Here is a 382-nt window from a genome sequence, read left to right as displayed (position 1 = left end):
GGTGGTGGTATCGGTGACCGTGCCTGTGTTCCCGGCAGCGTCGGTCACTGTCATGGTGACGGTCAGTTCGCCGTCGGCGAGGCTTGACAGGTCTTGCCCAACGACGGTCACGTTGCCGTTGCTATCCGTGCTGATCGCCGAACTCGGTACCGTGATCGTCGTCACACCATCACTGATGGTGATGCTGTCGACGGTGGCACTAATCATCTGTGTGGGCACTCGTACAGGTTGAGTTCTAACAGCAGATTCTAGTTCGCTAGATGACGCAAACAAATTTAGAGTCTCAATTGAGCTGAGTGACCAACGGAAACAAGTTTACTTGTTTCAGCACAGTCAATTCGATTCGAAAGAATCAAAATCAGAATTCAATGAGCGCCGTTCT

Annotated in this window: 1 protein-coding gene; it reads right to left on the bottom strand. The window is 51.6% G+C overall.

Annotated features, from left to right (window positions below):
* The coding region (locus C2M35_RS15400; protein ID WP_158678008.1) for a hypothetical protein at positions 1 to 207 on the bottom strand (207 nt) is incomplete at its 3' end.
* Positions 208 to 382 lie beyond the last annotated feature (175 nt).

Source organism: Pseudoalteromonas sp. T1lg76 (genome assembly GCF_002964725.1).
Classification (GTDB): Bacteria; Pseudomonadota; Gammaproteobacteria; order Enterobacterales; family Alteromonadaceae; genus Pseudoalteromonas.
This window is presented reverse-complemented; position numbering and strand designations above follow the sequence as displayed.